The organism is Halomonas litopenaei (genome assembly GCF_003045775.1).
Taxonomy (GTDB): domain Bacteria; phylum Pseudomonadota; class Gammaproteobacteria; order Pseudomonadales; family Halomonadaceae; genus Halomonas; species Halomonas litopenaei.
The window spans coordinates 437256-457260 of the sequence record NZ_PXNS01000005.1 but is presented as its reverse complement, the minus strand read 5'-3'; the positions used below and the strand labels follow the sequence as shown (position 1 = coordinate 457260).

General features: G+C 61.3%; 16 protein-coding genes. 8 read left to right on the top strand and 8 right to left on the bottom strand.

The window, feature by feature from the left end; genetic code table 11:
- Positions 1-48 precede the first annotated feature (48 nt).
- Positions 49-2100 (top strand): EAL domain-containing protein, encoded by a 2052-nt coding sequence (locus tag C6W88_RS10825; protein WP_108195011.1) that lies wholly within the window; start codon positions 49-51, stop codon positions 2098-2100.
- A gap of 63 nt (positions 2101-2163) precedes the next feature.
- Here the strand turns inward: C6W88_RS10825 and C6W88_RS10820 are convergent, their stop codons facing one another.
- Together C6W88_RS10820 and C6W88_RS10815 are read right to left on the bottom strand one after the other, a co-directional pair.
- Positions 2164-3006 (bottom strand): bifunctional allantoicase/(S)-ureidoglycine aminohydrolase, encoded by an 843-nt coding sequence (locus tag C6W88_RS10820; RefSeq protein ID WP_045995186.1) that lies wholly within the window; start codon positions 3004-3006, stop codon positions 2164-2166.
- A gap of 79 nt (positions 3007-3085) precedes the next feature.
- Positions 3086-3577: an ureidoglycolate lyase gene (locus tag C6W88_RS10815; RefSeq protein WP_108132437.1), complete on the bottom strand. Its 492-nt coding sequence runs from the start codon at positions 3575-3577 to the stop codon at positions 3086-3088.
- A 203-nt stretch (positions 3578-3780) separates the two neighbouring features.
- Between C6W88_RS10815 and C6W88_RS10810 the strand changes: the two genes are divergently transcribed.
- Positions 3781-5217, top strand: a complete 1437-nt coding sequence (locus C6W88_RS10810) for a YfcC family protein (protein WP_108132436.1) — start codon at positions 3781-3783, stop codon at positions 5215-5217.
- Positions 5218-5269: 52 nt separating this feature from the next.
- Here C6W88_RS10810 and puuE read toward each other — a convergent pair whose 3' ends face one another.
- A complete protein-coding gene (puuE, locus tag C6W88_RS10805; RefSeq protein ID WP_045995184.1) occupies positions 5270-6211 on the bottom strand; it encodes an allantoinase PuuE in 942 nt (313 codons plus the stop codon).
- Positions 6212-7149: 938 nt separating this feature from the next.
- Between puuE and C6W88_RS10795 the strand changes: the two genes are divergently transcribed.
- The 4 genes from C6W88_RS10795 (at position 7150) to C6W88_RS10780 (ending at position 11702) form a co-directional block, all read left to right on the top strand.
- The gene (locus C6W88_RS10795; RefSeq protein WP_108132434.1) at positions 7150-7908 is read left to right on the top strand and encodes an aspartate/glutamate racemase family protein; all 759 of its coding nucleotides are present in this window, start codon (positions 7150-7152) and stop codon (positions 7906-7908) included.
- Between the two features lie 71 nt (positions 7909-7979).
- On the top strand, positions 7980-9341 hold the full coding sequence (locus C6W88_RS10790) for an NCS1 family transporter (RefSeq protein ID WP_108132433.1): 1362 nt from the start codon (positions 7980-7982) through the stop codon (positions 9339-9341).
- Between the two features lie 66 nt (positions 9342-9407).
- A complete protein-coding gene (locus C6W88_RS10785; protein WP_197037103.1) occupies positions 9408-10181 on the top strand; it encodes an aspartate/glutamate racemase family protein in 774 nt (257 codons plus the stop codon).
- A gap of 66 nt (positions 10182-10247) precedes the next feature.
- The gene (locus C6W88_RS10780; protein ID WP_108132432.1) at positions 10248-11702 is read left to right on the top strand and encodes an NCS1 family nucleobase:cation symporter-1; all 1455 of its coding nucleotides are present in this window, start codon (positions 10248-10250) and stop codon (positions 11700-11702) included.
- A 125-nt stretch (positions 11703-11827) separates the two neighbouring features.
- On the opposite strand, the gene C6W88_RS10775 is transcribed toward C6W88_RS10780, so the two are convergent.
- The 3 genes from C6W88_RS10775 to uraH form a co-directional block, all read right to left on the bottom strand.
- Entirely contained in the window at positions 11828-12562 is a 735-nt protein-coding gene (locus C6W88_RS10775; protein ID WP_083970245.1) for a GntR family transcriptional regulator, read from the bottom strand.
- A gap of 109 nt (positions 12563-12671) precedes the next feature.
- Positions 12672-13904: a urate hydroxylase PuuD gene (locus C6W88_RS10770; RefSeq protein WP_108132431.1), complete on the bottom strand. Its 1233-nt coding sequence runs from the start codon at positions 13902-13904 to the stop codon at positions 12672-12674.
- 77 nt (positions 13905-13981) lie between these two features.
- The gene (gene uraH / locus C6W88_RS10765) at positions 13982-14335 is read right to left on the bottom strand and encodes a hydroxyisourate hydrolase (protein WP_045991737.1); all 354 of its coding nucleotides are present in this window, start codon (positions 14333-14335) and stop codon (positions 13982-13984) included.
- Between the two features lie 438 nt (positions 14336-14773).
- On the opposite strand from uraH, the gene uraD reads away from it, so the two are divergent.
- Positions 14774-15292, top strand: coding sequence for a 2-oxo-4-hydroxy-4-carboxy-5-ureidoimidazoline decarboxylase (gene uraD / locus C6W88_RS10760; RefSeq protein ID WP_108132430.1), 519 nt, complete (start codon positions 14774-14776; stop codon positions 15290-15292).
- A 718-nt stretch (positions 15293-16010) separates the two neighbouring features.
- Here uraD and C6W88_RS10755 read toward each other — a convergent pair.
- Positions 16011-16367 carry a hypothetical protein gene (locus tag C6W88_RS10755; RefSeq protein WP_045991735.1) on the bottom strand — a complete coding sequence of 119 codons (357 nt, stop codon included), beginning with the start codon at positions 16365-16367 and terminating at the stop codon, positions 16011-16013.
- Between the two features lie 855 nt (positions 16368-17222).
- Entirely contained in the window at positions 17223-17936 is a 714-nt protein-coding gene (locus C6W88_RS10750) for a glutathione S-transferase N-terminal domain-containing protein (RefSeq protein WP_108132429.1), read from the bottom strand.
- A gap of 357 nt (positions 17937-18293) precedes the next feature.
- Between C6W88_RS10750 and C6W88_RS10745 the strand changes: the two genes are divergently transcribed.
- Entirely contained in the window at positions 18294-19997 is a 1704-nt protein-coding gene (locus tag C6W88_RS10745; protein WP_108132428.1) for an L-lactate permease, read from the top strand.
- The last annotated feature ends 8 nt before the right edge of the window (positions 19998-20005 follow it).

Genomic DNA, 20005 nt, shown 5'->3' with positions numbered 1-20005 from the left:
GCAAGCGTCACCGGGCGCTCGAGATCGACTGCCACGGTGATCGACACGATGGCCAACTTTCGCGATATCGATGAGCGCTTGTCCAGCCTGTCGGCGCATCGCACCCTGCTGGCCATTCGCAACGCCTATCTGTCGATCCTGCCCTACGTCATCGTGATGGCGGCGGTGACCGTGGCCGCCAATCTGTTTCACTTCGCTGGCATCGACACCGGCATCGCCGTCTATGTCAGCCACCTGGCCCGCTATCTCGGAGAGCTGTTTCCCGAAGTGATCCTGCTGTCGTTGAGCTGGTCACTGAACAGCCACAACCGCATCCGTGCACCGGCCGTCATGCTGGTGTCACTGCCGGTGTTCTGGATCCTGTGCGGCTGGGACCAGCTCTACTCCGAAGTGGGACAGCAGACCCGCAGTCTGGGGTCGACCATCGCCATCTACCCCGCCATCCTGCTGACCCACACCACCTTCAAACTGTTCGCTCGGGAAAGTACCCGGAGCCATCCCCAGCGAGTGGTCATGAGCCAGATGATCACCTTCAACCTGCGCTACGTGCTGCCTGGCGTCATGGCAGTCATGCTGGCCATCGTGCTGCGCTTTGCCTTCGTCGCCCTCGCCGATCGCTACGCCCAGGACATCTATGCGCTGCTGGTCGACCGTATTCCCTATCACCTGGAGGTCATCCTGTTCGTGATGTTTCTGCAGGTGCTGTCGCTGTTCGCCATCCACGGCTACGCCACCATGCTGGGGGTGTTCGAATACCTGCAGAACAAGAGTGACGTGCTGGGGCTGCCTTCGCCGGAGTTCTTCACCCTCTACGCCACCCCGGGCGGGGCGGGCTCGGTGTTGTGCCTGATGCTGGTGATGCTGGTGGTGAGTTCACGCCGGGAGTACAAGTCGCTGGCGCGCATCTCCGCCCCGCTGACCTTGTTCAACATCAGCGAGACCCTGGTCTTTGGCATACCGCTAGTGTTCAACCTGCGCATGGCCTGGGCCTTTATCTCGGTGCCGACGATCAATGCCAGCCTGGCCTACGCCGCCATGTCCATGGGCTGGGTAGCGCCGCCACCCAACAGCGTCCACTGGGCGGTGCCTTATCTGATCTCGAGCTACCTGGCTTTCGACGGCGTCTACCTGCCATCGATGCTGCTGCAACTGACCTGTATCGGCTGCGGGGTGCTGATATACAGCGTGGCGTGGCGCCGCTATGTTCACCGCGAGCGCTCCAGCAAGGACGAATACCCGGTCTTTCCCTCGCGCAATGCAAACGACTCGGCGTTTGGCGATGACGCCCTGGATATTGTGCTGATGGAAGAGAACGTCAGCCGCTGGAGTCGTATCAAGCAGGCAGACCGAACCCTGAAATGGCTGAACGAAGGCCAGCTCGAACTGGTCTTCCAGCCCATCGTCGACGTCAGCACTCACCGCATCAAGCACATCGAGGCCCTGCTGCGCTATCGCGATGCCCAGGGCCTGCTGCATCCCCCACAGTTTCTGGACGTGCTGCGCCACCACCCCGGCGTCATGGAAGGCATCGAATGCTGGGTGATAAGGACTGCCGCTCACCATGTGCGGCAGTGGAATGAGGCGGGGTTGTCCAAGCGTCTGTTCATCAACGTGACGCCGCTGTTCTTTTCCAGCGGCAACGTCCGGCGATGCTTCTTCAATGCGCTCAACGATTGCCCGGTCAACTCGCTGGGCATCGAGATCACCGAACAGGCCCTGCTCGAGGACCTTCCCCGAACGCTTTCCGATATCAAGCTGTTTCAATCCATGGACGTCCAGTTCGCACTGGATGACTTCGGCAGCGGATACTCCTCCTTCAACTACCTGAGCCAGCTTGGCGTGGACTTCATCAAGCTGGACAAGACGCTGATTGACAATATCCACCTGCCCCGCCAGGCCAGTGTCGTCGAATCGGTGTACCAGTTGTGCCGGCACTTGAGCCTGCAGGTCATCTGTGAGGGCGTGGACAAGGACGCCAAGGAGGCTCGCCTCGAGCGAATCGGCGTCACCCTGATGCAGGGCTTCCTGCTCTACCGCCCGATGGAGGCCCCCGCGCTGGAAACCCTGCTGCGTCAGGAGCAGCACGCAGCAGGTTCCTAGTAAAGGGCGTGAGGGGTCGGGGGCCTCGATCGAGCTCGCTTTCCGGGTCGAGGCCCTGGTCGGTCAGTCCAGCGTCGGCAGCTTCATGTGCCGATTGACGTCCTTGTACAGCAGATAGCGGAACGGACCGGGACCACCGGCGTAGCATGCCTGCGGGCAGAAGGCGCGCAGCCACATGTAGTCACCCGCTTCGACCTCGACCCATTGCTGGTTGAGGTGGTACACCGCCTTGCCCTCGAGCACGTAGAGGCCGTGCTCCATGACATGGGTCTCGTCGAAGGGAATCACTCCGCCGGGCTGGAAGGTCACCACCGTCACATGCATGTCGTGACGCATGTCGTCGGGATCGACAAAGCGGGTGGTCGCCCACACCTCGTTGCAATCCGGCATCACCGTCGGCGCGATATCGTTCTCGTTGGTGACGATGGGCTCGGGCAGATCGATACCGTCGACGCGTTCGTAGGCCTTGCGTATCCAGTGGAAACGCACGGCTTCCTTGCTGCGATTGTGCACTTGCCAGTCGCTGCCAGGGGGGATAAAGGCGTAGCCGCCGGGCACCATCACGTGCACCTGGCCCGCCAGGGTCAGCTCCAGCTCCCCCTCGACGACAAACAGCACGCCTTCCGCCTGAGGGTTGGGCTCCGGACGTTCACTGCCGCCCTCCGGGCCGACTTCCATGATGTACTGGGAGAAGGTTTCGGCGAACCCCGACAGCGGCCGTGACAGCACCCACAGCCGGGTGTTGTGCCAATGGGGCAGCTTGCTGGTGACGATGTCCCGATAGACGCCCTTGGGGATCACCGCGAAGGCTTCGGTGAACATCGCCCTGTCGGTGGTCATCACCTTCTGGTCCGGATGCCCACCGCGGGGCGCATAGTAGTGTCGTGTCGGTTGGGAAGCGCTCATTGAAAAATCCTTGTTGTTGGCCCGTATGCCATGCAGCTGTATCGCTCAGCCGTGTCTTTCGCCCGGTCGACGGGGCTCGTCACTCACCCAGGGTGACGCGAATCTCGAGGGGGTATTCGTCGCAATTGTTGCCGTCACCACCGCGATCGACGACGAGAAACTCGCCTTCACGCTCCAGCACGGACTGGATGGCGTGCCAGGTACCGGCGCGGTAGTTGACGCCCTGGCGGCCGTCGGTGACGAAGGCACGGACCTCGGCAGGGTCGATGCTATCGCCGGCCGGAGCCACCACGATGATGAAGCGTTCCTCATGCAGCGGCATGAAGGCCTGGCTGCCGAGAGGATGGCGCTCCAGAAAGGACAGCGTCAGCGGCAACTCGATGGGCTGGCTGACGAACAGGCTGATCATCGGCCGCGCGTTGTCGCCCAGGGTCTCGATCGGCACCAGATCATGGTGGCGCTGGGTGCGGCCAGCGTTGATCGGAAAGGAGGCGGAGCTGCGCGCGTCGATGACCTCGCCAAAGGGGGCGAAGGCCTCCGCCGTCAGGGGATGTGCGGTCAATTCGAGCATACACGTCTCTTCAGTTGTGGCTGATGCGATGCAATCCGTTAAAACCCCGTGATCAGGCCCCGAAAACACTGCACCAGATTTTCTTGTGGAATTAAATTTCATAATAATATTGACTGTCATGCTGGCGCAATTCTTGCGCCATGAGTCATGACAAAAAGCGCTCGCCATTTCCTACAAATACATCAACAAACGATGAGAACCACATGTCACAGACAACCCCCGATTCCAGCCCAGTGACACGTAGCAGTCCATTTCGCATGCCACACATTTACGTCATCCTTTTCATTTTCATCGGGTTGGCTGCACTGGCAACCCACTTCGTCCCGGCCGGTGAGTACGAACGTATTCCAGGTCCGAATGGGCGAATCACCATCGATGCAGAGTCCTTTCGATTCGTTGACCCTAGCCCCGTTGGCTTCACCGACTTCATGCTCGCCATCCCCAATGGATTGATGAGCGCCGGGCAGGTCGTGTTCTTTACCTTCATGATCGGCGGCATGTTTATGGTCCTGCGCCGTACCGGCATCATCGAAATCGGTGTAGACAAACTGAGTCGACGCTTCACCAACCGTCGTTTGATGATGATTCCCGTGTTGATGACCGTCTTTGCACTCGTCGCTACCATCATCGGCACACAAGAGCTATCTCTCGTCTACGTGCCGGTGATCCTTCCCCTCATGATCGCCCTGCGCTTCGACTCGATGACAGCAGCAGCCGTCGCGCTCTGTGCGACCACAGCAGGCTTTACCACCGGGGTCCTCAACCCCATTAACACCGGCCTCGCACAGCAGCTCTCCGGTCTGCCTCTGTATTCAGGTTTTTTGCTGCGCGCGCTGATCTTCGTAATCATTCTTGGTGCCGCCATCTTCTTTGTCATGCGCTATGCACGTCGCGTGGCTGACGACCCCGCCCTTAGCCTGATGGCAGAAGACCCCGCTGAGGCGGACAAACGCCTCGCCTATCAGCATGCCTCGGATGACGGTGAACTCAAGGCGTCTCACCGCCAACGCCTGGCGGCTCTTGCCACTTTTGCCTTCATGGCATTGCTGGTCTACGGCGTTCTTTCCCTCGGCTGGTTCATGATGGAAATGGCGGGACTCTTCATCATTATGGGTGTCGTCGTCGGCATGATCGCCGGTCTCTCTACCGAAGATATCTGCGAAGGCTTCAACCAGGGGTTTCGTGATGTGCTGGTCGGAGCCATGATCGCCGGTATCGCTCGCGGCGTCGCCGTGGTGCTCGAAGATGGACAGATCATGGATACCCTGGTCTTCGGACTCGGTAATCTTGTGGGCGAGCTTCCCTCACTGCTTTCTGCCGCCGGCATGTACTTCTCCCAATTGGCCTTCAACTTTGTGGTTCCATCAGGCAGCGGCCAGGCACTGGTTACCATGCCGATCATGGCACCGCTGGCGGACATTGTCGGCGTTACTCGTCAGACGGCTGTTCTCGCCTATCAACTGGGGGACGGAATCGGCAATATCCTTTACCCCACGTCAGGCTATTTTATGGCTACCCTGGCCTTGGCGGGTGTCCCATGGCAAAAGTGGGTCAGGTTTTTCTTGCCCCTGTTTTGCGTTTGGGTCGTGATTTCCCTCGCTTTCCTGCTGCTGGCTCAGGCCATCCAATGGGTTGGCTGACCGAGCCTCTCACCGAAACTGACGCCGGTCATCTTGACCGGCGTCTTTCCTTCTAGCCGATCGGCGCCGGCGTCGGCGCGGGAAACTGCTCCGCCCAGTGGCGTGCAATATCGATCCGCCGGGTGACCCAGACCCGATCGTGGGCCTCGATATGGTCGAGAAAGCGCTGCAAGGCGCGAAAACGTCCCGGACGGCCAATCAAGCGGCAGTGCAGGCCCACCGACAGCATCTTGGGAGAGTCCTCACCCTCGGCGTAGAGCACATCGAAGGCATCACGCAGATAGGTGAAGAAGTGATCGGCGGTGTTGAAGCCCTGGGGCGCGGCGAAGCGCATGTCATTGCTGTCCAGGGTATAGGGCACCACCAGATGCGGATGGTGCTGGCCCTGGCTGTCGGCCTCGCAGGTCCAGAACGGCAGGTCGTCGCCGTAGTAGTCGCTGTCGTAGAGGAAACCGCCTTCGTCGAGTATCAGCCGCCGCGTGTTGGGGCTGTCGCGGCCGGTGTACCAACCCTGAGGACGCTCGCCGTAGAGCCGCTCGAAGATCTCGATGGCCTTGCGCATGTGCTCCCGCTCGACCTTCTCCGAGACCTGCTGGTAGTGAATCCAGCGATAGCCATGACAGGCGATCTCGTGCCCCAGCTCCTTGAAGGCGTGGGCCAGTTCAGGGTGGCGTTCCAGCGCCATGGCGACTCCGAATACCGTCAACGGCAGCCCCCGCCGTTCGAATTCCCGCAGCACTCGCCAGACCCCGGCACGGGAGCCGTACTCGTAGATCGATTCCATGCTCAGATGGCGATCGGGATAGCTGTCGGCACCGATGATCTCGGACAGAAACTGCTCGGAGCCCGCGTCACCATGGAGCACACAGTTCTCGCCGCCCTCTTCGTAGTTGAGCACGAACTGCACGGCGATCCTGGCCTTGCCCGGCCAGTTGGCATGGGGAGGCGTGCGACCATAGCCGATCAGATCACGCGGATAGGATGTTGTTGTCATGGGTAGCTTCTCCTGAAAGTCGGGCGATGGCCGGGGCCACCACTGCCGTGCGAGCGTGCAAGTACATAGGCGACAGAGCAAGGTGGCGTGCCTGCGGCCCCCGGACGCCTGCGGTTGAATGGGCACCTGAAACACAGTTTCTGGAACCTGGGGCCCGGGTCGTGGTGGCAGGCACACGGGACCAGGCGCTTTTAAGGCTTGTCTGAAAAGTGCCTGCGCTCGGCAATACGGCGTTAAAAATCGGATCAAAATGCTCATTTACACCCTGTAAACTGCGCTTTCTCACCAATTTTTGCCTTGTCTAACCTTCGCTCGTCGACTTTTCGGACAGAGCCTAGCCAGACACATGAGCAACGACGCCTGGGGCTCCCTGAATAGCGCGCTTCAGCCGATCGTTTCAACGAGACACTTCAGCTGAACGCTACCCTCCGGGCGCAGCGTTTGCGCCTGCCTTCGCTCCTCCCTTGCGCCTGCCTTCGCGCGCCGTGCGTGACGTCACCGCACGCCATTATGTATACAAACTAAAAATAGACTGTACTCACTTTCTTGGCAACACCTTCATCGATCCCCTACCAGGGGAAAAAGGCACATCGTACTTCGCCGCAGAACTCGCCGCAGAACTCGCCGCGAGGCAACGACCACGCCCTCCCCTCACTGCCCATACCGTTCATGACGACAGGCCGCATGAAGTCCATACACGAAAACTGTATACAACAATAACCATTATATTGTACTGACTATATCGATAACCCAGTATTCACTTACAGTTCACACTCCTCATGATCGTGACCCTCGCACCACAAAAATACTCAATGCACTGTTTTTTAAGGCGTTTCCCCACCAACCGCGCTCGACCAATTCAGCCCTTGATGCGTATCCGATATCGATCTATTTTGTGTACAAAGATATTAATTCCTCGTCCATGAAGGAAGACAGGCATGCATCTCCACCTGATCAACCCCAACACCACCGCCGGCATGACCGAGACGATTCGCCTCGCCGGCAGTGCCATCGCCGCGCCAGGCACGCGCATCACCGCCTCCCAGCCGGTCAGTGGCCCGGTTTCCATCGAGGGCCATTTCGACGAGGCGATCAGCGCCGTGGGCGTGGTCGAGGAGGTCCTGCGCATGGACAGGGAAGCCCAGGTCGATGCCTACGTGGTGGCCTGCTTCGGCGACCCGGGCCTGTTGGCGGCGCGAGAAGCCACCCGTGCACCGGTGATCGGCATCGCCGAAGCGGCCTTCCATATGGCCAGCCTGATCAGCACGCGCTTCTCGGTGGTGACCACCCTGGGACGCACCGTGATCATCGCCGAGCACCTGCTCGACCAGTACGGTTTCCGTCACCAGTGTCGCCGGGTGCGTGCCGCCGAGATCCCGGTGCTAGACCTTGAAGACGATAGCGACTGCGCACTCGACAAGATCATCGAGGAGAGCCGTCGTGCCAGGGACGAGGACGGCATCGGCGCCATCGTGCTGGGCTGCGGCGGCATGGCCGACCTGACCGAGACCATCAGCCGCGAGGTGGGCCTGCCGGTGGTGGAAGGGGTGACGGCGGCGGTGAAGCTGAGCGAGGCACTGGTAGGGCTGGGCCTTGGCACCTGCAAGACCGGTGACCTCGCCTTTCCCCGACCCAAGGCCTTCAGCGGCACCTTCCAGCATCTGTCCCATCTGGATCTGGAGACCACCGGCCGCTGACCCCTTCCCTCTGCCCCCTCACCGCATGACAAGGCTTGACCCATAACAATCCACAACGAGCGAGGTCCAAGATGACCACTTCCACTTCCCGGCCAGGCGAGCCCCAGGGCGTCGCCGAGGCCACCACCAAGAGCGTCGGCGACGAATCGCTGGCCCCCCAGAAGACCCGTATCATGGGGCGCACCTCCTACCTGCTGGCCTGGTTCGGTGGCTGCGTCTCGATCGGCACCTTCACCATGGGCTCCAGCGTGGTCGGCACCCTCAACCTGATCCAGGCCACGGTGGCCATCGCCATCGGCTGTTTCGTCATCGGCATCGCCCTGGCCATCAATGGCGCCGCGGGCTACAAGTACGGCATTCCTTTCATGGTCCAGGCGCGCAGCGCCTTCGGTTTCCAGGGCACTCGTCTGCCAGGACTGGTCAGGGCGGTGCCGGCCATCGTCTGGTACGGCTTTCAGAGCTGGATCGGAGCGGGCGCCCTGAACCTGGTGTCGGCCACCCTGTTCGGCTACGACAACCTGATCGTGTTCTTCATCGGCTTTCAGTTTCTGCAGATCGGCCTGTCGGTGCTCGGCTTCCAGGGCATCAAGTGGCTGGAGAACGTGGGTAGCGCCTTCATCCTGGCCTCGCTGGTCTACATGTTCTATAGCACCGTGGTCCGCTACGGCGATGCCCTCTCGGCCAACCTGTTGACCATGGAAGGCTCCTGGGGGCTGCCTTTCTGGGGTGCCACCATGCTGTTTCTGGGCATCTACTCGACCATGATGCTCAATGTCAGCGACTACTCCCGCGAGCACGTCAAGGGCACCGGGCCGGGTCTGTTGACCACCATCTACGCCATGTCGATCCTGCCGTGCACGCTGTTCATGGGGTTGATCGGCTACATGGTGTCCGAGGCCACCGGCGTGGCCGACCCGATCAAGGTCTTCGCCAACGCCGTCGACAACACGCCGCTGCTGATGACGACCCTGCTGTTCATCGCCTTCGCCCAGGTCACCACCAACGTGCTCAATAACGTGGTGCCGCCCACCTATGTGCTGATGGACACCTTCAAGATGAGCTTCCGCAAGGCAACGGTGGTCGTCGGCCTGCTGGCCTTCGCGACCTTTCCCTGGGAGCTGGTCAAGGACGAGTCCGCCGCCGGCCTGCAGGTGTTCGTGCAGACCTACTCCTCCTTCCTCGGCCCGATCTTCGCGGTGCTGGTGGTGGACTACTACCTGATTCGCCGCCGTACCCTGGATCTGGACAAGCTGTACGACGAGAACGGCCCTTACCGAGGCGTCAATCTGGCCGCCTTCATCGCCACCGCGGTGGGCGTCGTCGCCGCCTTCAGCATGCCCACAGTGTCCTGGTACGCAAGCCTGATCCCTGCGGGCCTCACCTACCTGCTGCTGATGCGCTACTGGAAGGGCTGCCAGCGCTTTACTCAGTGAACAAGGCGAGGCCCCGACCCCAGGTGGTCGGGCGCCTCGCACTCGTCGAATTCCGAGGACAACAAGATGACACTCTCTCTTCCTTCCCTGCTCCAGGCTGTCGCCATTCCCGGGCTCGCCCTGATGATGGCCGTTGCGCCGATGGCCAGCGCCGAAAAACCAGCATCGGCCCCCCTGAGCACCATCGTGCTCATCAACCCCAACTCCAGCGATACCGCCACCCAAGCCATGGCAGCGCTGGCCGAGCGGGAAGCCCAGGGAAAGGCGCGGGTTGTCGGGGTCAGCAATACCTCGGCGCCTCGCCTCTTGACCACCCCCGAGGATATGGTCGCGGCGAGCCAAGGCGTAGTCGAACTGGGCCGCCAGGCCGCCGAGGACCCATCCACCGGCGCCATTATCGTTTCGGCCTTCAGCGATCCCGGACTTGATCAACTGCGCGAAGCCGTCGACATTCCTGTATTCGGCATCGGCGAAGAGGTCTTCCACGAGGCAGCGCGCGATGGCCGCCCCTTCGGTATCGCCACCATCACCCCTGACCCGGCACTGATCGAGTCCTTTGCCGCCAAGGCCGAGGCTCTGGGCTATCAGGATCAGTACAGAGGCACCCGCGTCACCCCCGGCGATCCGGTTGCTTTGCTCGACTCGCCGCAGGCACTCGATACCGCCCTGGCTGACGCCATCGAGGCCTCGGTCGGCGAAGACGGCGCCGAAGCCGTGATCATGGGCGGGGGGCCCTTGTCAGATGCCGCCATTCGCCTTCAGGACAGCACCGAAGTGCCCTTGGTGATAGCCGTCAGTGCGGCGGCCAGGGCGGCGGTCGCGGCCCTGGGCCGCGACTGAGCGCGTCCTTTGCATCAATAGTCACGACGGCTGAAACAACAACAGAAACAAGAAAGAGACACCTTTATGTCCCATGACGATCTAAGCCTCGATACCTCCCGGGTCGATCCGGGCCTGTACAACGAGGACCTGGCCCCGCTGCCCCACGCTCGGCGAAACTGGGGCGCCTTCGAGATCTTCAACGTCTGGTCCAATGACATCCAGAGCCTGTTCGGCTACACCCTGGCCGCCTCGCTGTTCTTGTCCTACAACCTGAGCGGCTGGGCGGTGATGGCGGCGATCATCCTGGCCGGGGTGATCGTGATGTTTCTAGTCAATCTGACCGGTGCCCCCAGCGTGCGCTACGGCATCCCCTTCCCGGTCATGGTGCGGGCGAGCCTGGGCGTGCGCGGCTCCAACCTGCCGGCGCTGTTGCGCGCCCTGGTCGGGATCTTCTGGTACGGCGTGCAGACCTACTTCGCCTCCACCGCCGTCACCCTGATGATCACCGCCCTGATCGGTACCGACGGCGGGGCCGGCATGCTCGGTCTGTCACCGGTCGCCTGGCTGTCCTTCGTGCTGGTGTGGCTGTTTCAGATCGCGATCTTCTGGTCGGGGATCGAGCGCATCAAGCACTTCCTCAACTGGGCGGGGCCGCTGGTCTACGTGGTCATGGTGGCGCTGATGGTGGTGGTCTGGTGGCAGGCCGGCAGCGAGCTGCTGCCGGCGGTGGGCACCATCTTCTCGGCCAGCGGGGAAGGCGGTGGTGGCATCGGCGCCTTCGCTGCCGTGGTCGGTACCATGGTGGCCTACTTCGCCGCCGTGGTGATCAACTTCGGCGACTTTACCCGCTTCGTCAGAACCGAACGTCAGATGAAGCTTGGCAACCTGCTGGGGCTTCCCCTCAACGTCGCCTTCTTCTCCTTTATCGCGCTGATCATCACCGCCGGTACCCTGGTGCTGTTCGGCGAGGCCCTGACCAACCCCACCGATATCGTCGAACGGGTCGACGCCTTGCCGTTGACGCTGCTGGCGGCGGTCACCTTCTTCGCCGCCACCGTCGGCATCAACCTGGTGGCCAACTTCATTCCCCCGGCCTACGACCTGGCCAACCTCTTTCCTCGGGTGATCAGCTTCAAGGTCGGCGGCCTGATCACCGCCTGCGTGGCGTTCTTCGTCAGCGCGTTGTGGGTCTCGGTGATCAGCCAGATCGGCGTGCCCGGCTTCGTCAACGCCGTGGGTGCCATCGTCGCTCCGTTCTACGGCATCATCGTGGTCGACTTCTACCTGATCAAGGGCCGCCGACTCGACGTCCAGGCGCTGTTCTCCTCTCGTGAAGGCGACGCCTACACCTACACCAACGGCTGGAACCTGCACGCCGTGGCGGCCTTTGCGCTGGCCGCGATCTTTTCGCTGGCGACGGTGGTGGTGCCTGCCCTGCAGGGGCTGGCCGGCTTCGGCTGGATGATGGGGGCAGCACTCGGTGGCGCCATCTACTACGCGCTGATGCGCAAGCACAAGCAGGCGGTGACGGCCCACTGAGGCCAGGCCCGACAGCCGAGCTTCCTCGAGCAGCAACTAGCAACTAGCAACAAGCAACGAGGCTCCCGGCGATCGCCGGGAGCCTTGTCGTTTCAGAGCCAGGATTTCTACAGACACGGTAAGCGTCAGGGCGCAAAGATATCGAACAGGTTGGGTGCCTCGTCCTCTTCCTCGACGATCGACAACGAGGCCTCGATGGCCTTGAGGTGGCGGCCCATGAAGGCGGCGGCGCGCTCGCCCTTGCCGTCTTCCAGGTACTGGATCAGATCCTGATGGTCGTGTGACTCGCAGCCCAGGTGCCCGGCGTTGCCATAGACGGCCAGAATCAGCGAACTGCGCGAACACAGGCGCTCGACGAAATCCGCCAGGGTGCGGTTGCCGGAGACCCGGGCCAGGTAGGTGTGGAAGTCGGCGGACAGGCGAATCGCGACGCTCTGCTCGCCACTGCGCAGCGCTTCCCGCTCGCGCTGGGCCATGTCCTTGAGGGTGACGATGTCGTCCTGGGTGATGCGCCTGGCGATATCCGACATCAGCCCGCACTCGACCATCTGGCGGGCGTCGAACACGTCCTTGGCTTCGTCAGCGGTAGGACGCGTCACGCTGGCGCCACGGCGTGGCGTCAGGGTGACGAGCTGCTCCAGCGCCAGGCGCTGAAGGATCTTGCGAATGCCGGTACGACTGACCCCGAACACCTCGGACAGGGCATCCTCGCGCAAACGTGCGCCCGGCTTGAGCCGGTGCTCGATGATGGCGTCGCTGATCGAGCGATGAATGGCCTCGTGACGCTCGGCGCCGTCACCGTTCTTGCCCTGTCTGGGGGCCGGTGAGGCGGGGGGCGAAGGCTTCACGCGCTGATTCATCGACACTGTCCTCGGATGCAATATATCCCCATTGTATACGAGATATACCGACAGGAAAGAACCGCAGTTCCCCGCGTCTCGCCGGGGCAACTGCGGCTCATCCTGGCCTCTATTCGCCCCAGTTGGCGACCAGAGCGCGCTCCTCGTCGGTCATCTGGGTCAGGTTGCCAAGCGGCATATAGCCGCTGGCGACCACCTGCTGGATCGCGGCCTTCTGCTGCTCGACCTGGGCCTCGGTTTCCAGCGCCACACCGGCGGGCGGAGCGGTGAATCCGGCGTGGGCGGGCTGGGCGGCGTGGCAGCTGACACAGCGCTCCTGCATGACAGCATGCACCTGGGCCAACGGCGAAGCGTCTGCTGCAACCGGTGCACTGCTGCCGCTGTTGGCGTTGTCGGCGGCCGGACTGGTCGTCAGGCTCGGAGCCCCCACCGCGAAGGCCACCAGAATCAGCGCCACCCCGGCGGCCGGGTAACTCGGCTTGTGCTGACCGCTGTGCATCAGCACGAAGTACTGGCGAATCAGGGCGCCGGCAAAGATCAAGAGCGCCATGATCACCCAGGCCCAGTCGCTGGTATAGGCGAAGGAATAGTGGTTGCTGATCATCAGCAGCACCACCGGCAGGGTGAAGTAGGTGTTGTGCACCGAGCGCTGCTTGCCGCGCTTGCCGTCCAGGGGGTTGGGCGTCTCGCCCGCCTTCATCGCCTTCACCATGCGGCGCTGACCCGGAATGATCCAGAAGAAGACGTTGGCGGACATGGCGGTGGCCATGACGGCACCGGTCAGCAGGAAGGCGGCACGTCCGGCGAAGATATGCACGCTGAGATAGGCCACCACCACCATCATGACGGCGACACCCAGGCTCAAGAGGCCATCGCGCTCCATGTTGGGGCTGACACGCTTGCACATCTCGTTGTAGACGACCCAGCCACCGAGCAGGAACAGCAGCGCCACCACATTGGCCTGCCAGCCGGACAGATTGGCGGCCCACTCCCAGGGACTCTGGGGGTTGACCAGGTAGAAACTGGGGTTGGCCATGTACAGAATCACGAACAGCGCAAAACCGGACAGCCAGGTGGTATAGGCCTTCCAGAAGGACCAGTGCAGATCGTCCGGCAGCTTGGCCGGCGCCGTGGCGTATTTCTGATTGTGGTAGAAGCCGCCCCCGTGGACCGCCCACATTTCGCCGAACACACCCTTGCCGCGGTCTTCTTCGTCCTTGGGGGTCTTCAACGAGTTGTCCAGCATGACAAAGTAGATCGACTCGCCTATCCAGGCGATGGCCGCGATGACATGCAGCCAGCGCAGCAGAAAATTGCTCACGTCCAACAGGTACGATGACATGGCCCTATCCCGACTTCAGTTGTTGTTGGAAGGCAGTCAGTATCGATGGCTGCCTGGTTGATCGTGCTCGATGACGCTCAGCTTCCGCGGTAGGTGGAGTAGCTATAAGGCGACAGCAAGAGCGGCACATGGTAGTGCTCACTGGCATCCGCCACGCCGAATCTCAGGGGAATCCGATCGAGGAAACGCGGCTCCGAGGCCTCGACACCCAGGGCGCGCAGATAGTCACCGGCGTGAAACAGCAGTTCGTACTCTCCTTCGACGAAGTCGTCGCCTTCGAGGATCGGGCTATCACAGCGCCCGTCATCGTTGGTCATCGTCTCCCCGAGGCGCTGACGTTCGTCGCCAAGGATGCGGAAGAGCTCAATACGAATCCCCTGGCCTGGGCGGCCAAGCGCGGTATCCAGTACATGGGTGGTCAGGCGTCCCATAAGTGTCCTCCCCTCTCGCGGGTCATCAGCGGGTCGATCAGCGGGTCAATGTATCCAGTCCTGGACTGGCTAAAGTGAATCACTGATATGGAGCATCATCGTCTCTCGTCACACCTGGCCAGAGGCTTTCGCCGGTCGTGGCTTGCAGCAACACGAAGGTGACTTCAGTGATGCCGGCATGGCGGAACCAGTGCATGGTGGTGTGGAACCATGACAACATACATCATTGACCAAATTAAGAGTACATTTCAAACTATTTTTTGTATACAGTTTGAGCATGCATAGCTGCCTGGTGTTTGCCGACAGCAACAGAGGCTCGACCGACCTCTTGCCGTCTGCGCCTACGCCCGCTGCCAACAAGGTGTGACCGACACCAACGAGTCATCAGAGCTATGCTCGTCCCCATCTACCTTGCCGTCATGACAGGAGCCACTCCCCATGCCTAGCCTCACCCAACGCCCCAGCCAGATGGACAAGACCCAATTCGTGACCACCTACGGAGACGTCTTCGAGCACTCACCCTGGGTGGCGGAGCGTGCCTTCGATCGTGGCCTGAACGAGCAGCATGACGACCCGGTACGTCTTGCCGAGCACATGGGCCAGGTCCTCAGCGACGCCTCCCCGGAGGAACAGCTGCAGGTCATCCGGGCGCACCCTGATCTTGCCGGCAAGGCTGCCGCCGCAGGCGATTTGACCAACGACTCCACCCGCGAGCAGGCCGGGGCCGGGCTGGACCAGTGCACCCCGGAGGAGCTGGAGCGCTTCACCCGCCTCAACGAAAGCTACAAGGCGCGTTTTGGTATTCCCTTCATCATGGCGGTCAAGGGCGGCAATCGGCACACCATCCTCGCCGCCTTCGAACAGCGCCTGAACAACTCAGCCGAGCAGGAAAGGCAGGAAGCCGTGGTGCAGATCAATCGGATCGCTCGGTTCCGACTGGAAGATCGCGCTAGCTGAAGTAGCAAGCACACAAAAACGGCCGGTCACCTGGTGACCGGCCGCCAAACCCTACGTCGATGACCAGAGGCCTTGGCGCTCTCGTCATCCTGAAATCGTCACGCTTTTCGCGTCCGGGCTGGTCGTGGATGAACGGCCCCATGTGGATGGCGGCCTACCAGACCCTTTCACGTGGTGCCCATCGGCCACGTTCAGCGAACCACCGAGTCATGCTCTGGACCCTGCCAGCTGCACGACAGTAGAGTTGCGCTACCTCACTTATGGGGCTCGTCGCTCTCGCTTGAGTTGCACTACCTCATCTCACGACCATGCTGAAACTGCACCCAAGGCGGGATCATTACGCTCGTGCCCACCTTTCCGCGACTTGCGCAGCGCCTGTCGCTCGGGGCCAGGCACCTTTTTTACTGCTTTATTTACTTCTGACTAATCTCTTTCTAGCTAATCTCTTTCTAGCTAAATTCTTTCTAGCCAATCTCTTGCTAGCTAAACGCTTGCTGGTGACGTTCCTGCTGGCTCCATTCTTCTTTTTTGATATCTCTGCTTGAGCCTGCCGGTGTCATCATCGACATGTCGACGTCGATATCTCCGGGCCATATCGCCGAGCCATGTATCCGGGCCGTGTCTCAGGGCCGTGTCTGCGGGCAATATTCCTCGACGATGACGCTAGCCGATGTCTCCAGCCGACGCCCCTGGCGTCCAGAACGGACCAGCTTCGCCGCTACTCCTTGGCCGAATCCAGCGCTTCCTTGGCCACTCCCTGACACTTTTCCTGGTACTCCTTGCTCAACTTGAGCAACGTCTCGCTCTCCTCGCGCAGGCTCTCTCCGATCACCGACAGGGTTTCCTGCTGGGACTGGCTGGCGTTCTTCAGACTTTCGGCATCGCGCACTTCGCACCAGGACCGGGCCTGTGCGATACCTGCCTTCATGGCGGAGTCCATGGTCTTGAAACGCACATCCAGCATCTTCTGGGAATACTCCAGCGTCAGCAGGCTCCCCTCACGCCACGGACTCAACAATTTGTCCATGGAGGGGATCATGTTTTCCATTGTCGGCATTGCCTTGTTCTCGCTCATGTTGGTACTCCCTATAGGTATGCCAGCACGCTCGGCCCACGGGCAGCCTGACCGCCGTAACAACGACGAGACGAGGCAGCCTGGCAGTATCTTGTGCTGCACCGGTTACATATCGTCTTCAAACGAGCACAGAATCGTCTCGCATGTGAAGACTAGAACGCACCTTGCTGCACCGCAACATCATATAAGGCATATACGAGCCACTAATTACACTAACGCGGGTATAGTCACCCAGCATTCTCAGTATCTACCCAGCGGCGCACCATTCGCACCATAGCAGTAGATGATTGACGCTCTGATGACAGCAGCGGCGCCAGCTCCAGAAGCACAACAAACACGCTTTTGTAAGAAATAACGACAAGAACAATCGCTAATAACGACAGTCGTCAATAGCGACAATCGACAGTTTCGTCATCAAACACAAGACCGCTGCTTCGCCATTTCCGACGGGCCACCGGAGCAACTTGCAAGCAGATTCACCAGCTCGGTACAGCTACCGCAGCGTTGTCCGATGGCCTTCCAAAAGATATCTGCAAGATTAGCCAAGACGAGGGCCCTTGCCGGCGATCCTCTAAAGCCATGATCGACATGCGGTAATAACCGAGGGGTCATGATCGCCGCAGACTAAAGGCGAAAGCTTACCGAAGGAAACTGAGGAGGGAAGCGCAACGAGGAGTCGAGAGTCGAGAGTCGCGAGCAGAGAGCAGAGAGCAGAGAGCAGAGAGCAGAGAGCAGAGAGCAGAGAGCAGAGAGCGGAGAGCAGAGAGCAGAGAGCAGAGAGCAGAGTGCGAGACAGAGCAGAGGGCAAAGAGCGAGACGACGATATCAGGGCGTCGCCTCGCTCGGCAGCAAGGGTCAGGCGCGATAGGCGCCTTCGATATCACAGATGCGCACCGCGTTGCGGCCGACACCGCCATTGGCATCAAGCATCCGCTCGATCCAGGCGTAGACCGGATCGGCATTGGACACCAGATCCGCGGTGGACACCGAACGCGCCCACATGAAGTTGGCAAACACCAGGTAGTCCGCCGCACCGGGCGCATCGCCATCGATGAAGTCGCTTCCCGACAGCTGGCCACGCAGGGGCTCCAGGGCGCTATCGAGCTGGCTGAGCCCCTTGGCCGGAGAATGGAACTGCTCCAGCGTCATGCCCAGGCGTTTTTCACGAGTGGTGCGGAAGTAGTCGCGGTCCTTGGGATGGATGGCGTTCATCAGGTCCATCACGATGGTGCGCAGGATCGGCAACTGCAGGGCGCGCTCGCTGTAGTGCTTGAAAAAGCGGGCGCGGGATTCGGCCAAGGGACCGCCAAGCAGCGTCGGGGCCTCAGGGTAGGCACGATCCAGGTAACGCAGGATCTCGAAACTGTCGGTGATCACTTCGTCGCCATCGATCAGCACCGGGACCTTGTCATGGTCCGTGAATTCGAGCTTTTCCTTTTCGGTAAAGCACCAGGGCCGCGCCTCCACCTCGAGCCCCTTGTGGGCGATGGCCAGCTTGGCTCGCCAGCAGAAGGGAGAAAAACGCAGTGATTCGTCGATGCCACACAGGTCGTACATCACCAGGGCCATGCCAGATACCTCTAGAGGGGGAATGTCTGCCGATAGTGCCATCAACCGCCCACCTCGCCAACGCCATGATTTCCTGAGGGATGGAGACAAACCTGTCCATTAGTCTAAGAAACTAGCCTCGTTCGCACCCGCCTCCAGCGGCTTTGTCGACTCTAACCTACTGTTAAACAATAAATTTGAAGAATGATCGGACGAGGAGTCGTCAGCACCGCATTGGTCTGACCAATATCCCAGTCTAGAACGATTTCGCTAGTCGGCTTATCGTGCCGCCTTGTCCGAGCCTTACCCCGGCGTGAGACCGCCAACTTCGACACAACGGATATTACAAACAAGGACACGACAAGAGACCCCAACACCATGACCGACACCACTCTAGCCTTGATAGCCTTTGTGCCGCTCATACTGGCCGGCATCCTGCTGATCGGCATGCGCATGGCCGCCAAGGTCGCCATGCCCATCGTCTTTCTGGTCACCGCGCTGATTGCCCTGGTGGCCTGGGACATGACCTTCACACGGGTCCTGGCCTCGACCCTGCAAGGGTTGATCCTGACCGTGGCGATCCTGTGGATCATCTTCGGCGCCATCCTGCTGCTCAACACCCTGAAGCACTCCGGCGGTATCGCCGCCATCCGCAATGGCTTCTCCGGCATCAGCCCGGACCGCCGCGTCCAGGCGATCATCGTGGCCTGGCTGTTCGGCTGCTTCATCGAGGGCGCCTCGGGCTTCGGCACGCCGGCGGCGGTGGCCGCCCCGCTGATGGTCGCGCTGGGCTTCCCGGCACTTGCCGCTGTGGTGGTGGGCATGATGATCCAGTCCACTCCGGTGTCCTTCGGCGCTGTCGGCACCCCCATCGTGGTCGGTGTCGCCGGTGGCCTGGACAGGGTCGGCATCACCGAGACGCTGGAAGCCGGTGGCTCCACCTGGATGGAGTACTTCCGCCTGATTGCCGGAGAAGTCGCGCTGGTGCATGCCGTGGTCGGTGTGCTGATGCCGCTGATCATGGTCAGCGTCATGGTGCGCTTCTTCGGTGCCAACCGCTCCTGGAAGGAAGGCCTGGCGATTGCTCCCTTCGCGATCTTCGCAGGCGTCGCCTTCGTGGTGCCCTACGCCCTGGCCGGAGTCTTCCTGGGCCCCGAATTCCCGTCGATGATCGGCGCCATGGTAGGCCTTGCCATCGTGGTCCCGGCCGCCCGTCGCGGTTTCCTGATTCCCGAAAAGAGCTGGGACTTCCCGGAAAGTGACAGCTGGCCTGCCCACTGGATCGGCAAGCTCAGCATCAAGGCCGACGAGGTCGTGGGCCGCGCACCGATGAGCACCTTCATGGGCTGGCTGCCCTACGTGCTGCTGGCGGTACTGCTGGTGGCGTCACGTACCATCGAGCCGTTCAAGCAGGCACTGACCTCGGTAAGCCTGGGCTTCAGCGACATCCTGGGTGAGGCCGGTATCTCCGGCAGCCTGCAGCCACTCTACCTGCCCGGCGGAATCCTGCTGATGGTGGTGCTGATCACCGCTCTGATGCATCGCATGAACGGCAATCAGCTCAAGGCGGCCTTCAGTGAATCCAGCCGTACCCTGCTGGGCGCCGGCTTCGTGCTGGTGTTCACCATCCCCATGGTGCGCATTCTGATCAACTCCGGCGTCAACGGCGCGGATCTGGCCTCCATGCCGGTGGCCATGGCCACCGCGGTGGCCAACGGTGTCGGCGACATCTATCCGCTGTTCGCTCCTGCCGTCGGCGCGCTGGGTGCCTTCATCGCCGGCTCCAACACCGTGTCCAACCTGATGCTGGCAGACTTCCAGTTCAACGTGGCCCAGCAACTCGGTGTGTCCACCGCGCTGATGGTGGCGCTTCAGGCCGTCGGCGCCGCCGCCGGCAACATGATCGCCATCCACAACGTGGTAGCCGCCTCGGCCACCGTGGGCCTGCTGGGACGCGAGGGCATCACCATTCGCAAGACCATCCTGCCGACCATCTACTATGTGCTCGCGGCTGGGCTGATCGGGCTGGTGGCGATGCAGGTCGTCGGTATCTCCGACCCGCTGATGGGGCTGTTGCAGTAGGCACTGCG

Excerpts from the sequence above, each read along its gene's own strand:
- C6W88_RS10790 (WP_108132433.1), top strand. The coding sequence starts at position 7,980 with ATGACCACTTCCACTTCCCGGCCAGGCGAGCCCCAGGGCGTCGCCGAG.
- C6W88_RS10755 (WP_045991735.1), bottom strand. The coding sequence starts at position 16,367 with ATGAGCGAGAACAAGGCAATGCCGACAATGGAAAACATGATCCCCTCC.
- uraH (WP_045991737.1), bottom strand. The coding sequence starts at position 14,335 with ATGGGACGCCTGACCACCCATGTACTGGATACCGCGCTTGGCCGCCCA.
- C6W88_RS10825 (WP_108195011.1), top strand. The coding sequence starts at position 49 with ATGGCCAACTTTCGCGATATCGATGAGCGCTTGTCCAGCCTGTCGGCG.
- puuE (WP_045995184.1), bottom strand. The coding sequence starts at position 6,211 with ATGACAACAACATCCTATCCGCGTGATCTGATCGGCTATGGTCGCACG.
- C6W88_RS10820 (WP_045995186.1), bottom strand. The coding sequence starts at position 3,006 with ATGAGCGCTTCCCAACCGACACGACACTACTATGCGCCCCGCGGTGGG.
- C6W88_RS10775 (WP_083970245.1), bottom strand. The coding sequence starts at position 12,562 with ATGAATCAGCGCGTGAAGCCTTCGCCCCCCGCCTCACCGGCCCCCAGA.
- uraD (WP_108132430.1), top strand. The coding sequence starts at position 14,774 with ATGCCTAGCCTCACCCAACGCCCCAGCCAGATGGACAAGACCCAATTC.
- C6W88_RS10750 (WP_108132429.1), bottom strand. The coding sequence starts at position 17,936 with ATGGCCCTGGTGATGTACGACCTGTGTGGCATCGACGAATCACTGCGT.
- C6W88_RS10780 (WP_108132432.1), top strand. The coding sequence starts at position 10,248 with ATGTCCCATGACGATCTAAGCCTCGATACCTCCCGGGTCGATCCGGGC.
- C6W88_RS10745 (WP_108132428.1), top strand. The coding sequence starts at position 18,294 with ATGACCGACACCACTCTAGCCTTGATAGCCTTTGTGCCGCTCATACTG.
- C6W88_RS10770 (WP_108132431.1), bottom strand. The coding sequence starts at position 13,904 with ATGTCATCGTACCTGTTGGACGTGAGCAATTTTCTGCTGCGCTGGCTG.
- C6W88_RS10810 (WP_108132436.1), top strand. The coding sequence starts at position 3,781 with ATGTCACAGACAACCCCCGATTCCAGCCCAGTGACACGTAGCAGTCCA.
- C6W88_RS10795 (WP_108132434.1), top strand. The coding sequence starts at position 7,150 with ATGCATCTCCACCTGATCAACCCCAACACCACCGCCGGCATGACCGAG.
- C6W88_RS10785 (WP_197037103.1), top strand. The coding sequence starts at position 9,408 with ATGACACTCTCTCTTCCTTCCCTGCTCCAGGCTGTCGCCATTCCCGGG.
- C6W88_RS10815 (WP_108132437.1), bottom strand. The coding sequence starts at position 3,577 with ATGCTCGAATTGACCGCACATCCCCTGACGGCGGAGGCCTTCGCCCCC.